At 71.4% G+C, this 1,004-nt stretch carries 1 protein-coding gene; it reads right to left on the bottom strand.

Features of this window, described 5'->3' with window-relative positions; translation table 11 throughout:
* Positions 1–930, bottom strand: a 930-nt coding sequence (locus G6016_RS17725) for a HAMP domain-containing protein (RefSeq protein WP_182633186.1), incomplete at its 3' end; no start/stop codon positions are given.
* Positions 931–1,004 lie beyond the last annotated feature (74 nt).

Consider the following 1,004-nt stretch of genomic DNA (forward strand, 5'->3'; position numbering starts at 1 on the left):
TCGTTGCCGCTCGGCGATCATGTCGGCCATGTCGTTGAACCCGCGCTGTAGCTGGCCCAGTTCGGTGCCGTCGAACACGTCGATGCGGGTGGCAACGTTGCCGCCGGCGAGCTCCTCCATCGCCCAGCTCACCGAGCGGATGGGGGCGAGCATCGCGGTGACCAGCAGCCAGCCCGCAGCGATGGACACGACGATCCCGGCGATGCCGATGAACGCGAGGATCATCGCGAGTCGCGAGGCCGGCACCTCGGCGTCGGAGACCGAGTAGAACGCCAGCACGACGAGCGCCGCGAGCGGCATCCCGAGGCCCACCACCCAGATCGCGATGAGGCGGAAGCGGATGCCGATCACGGGCGCCTTCGGCGGCGGGCCGACCTTGAACGCGATGGCGGTGAGCGGGCGCAGCGAGATCTCGGCGACGAGGTAGCCGAGCCCGCAGGACAGCGCGCCGCACGTCACCACCGCGACCGTCATCACCGGCACCACCGAGACGGCGGCGACCCCGTACGCGCCGACACTCACCGCGCCACCGACCGCCCACAGGCAGGCGGTGAGCAGGCTCAGTCGCAGCGGCACCGACAGGCACAGTCGCTGCTCCTCGGGGGTCGGGGGTCGGTTTTCGTCGGGCCAGCTCAGCCATCGCCGGACGATCCACGTGATCCAGACGAGGCCGAAGGTGACCATGACAAGCACGGCGATCGGGGTCACCACAAGCGCCGCGGTACGGAACCGGCCGGAGACAATCTCGTCGAACGGCAGCAGCAGCCACTGCAAACCCACCACGCCCGCGACGCCGAGCAGGTGCGTGACCAGCACGGTCGAGGTGAGGACCACCTGCACCCGGCGCTTGCGGCGAGGCGGCGGTTCCATCACGTCGCCGAGCAGCCGCGTGCCCCACGGGGGCCTGGTCTGCTCGCGCTCGGGACTCACTGGCTGGTCCTGACGGGTCGAGGGGTCCACGCGCCCGGCCGGTCGGGCGCGGCCGCGCGTGCACGGCGTCGCCG

This window comes from Dietzia aerolata (genome assembly GCF_014144865.1).
GTDB lineage: Bacteria > Actinomycetota > Actinomycetes > Mycobacteriales > Mycobacteriaceae > Dietzia > Dietzia aerolata.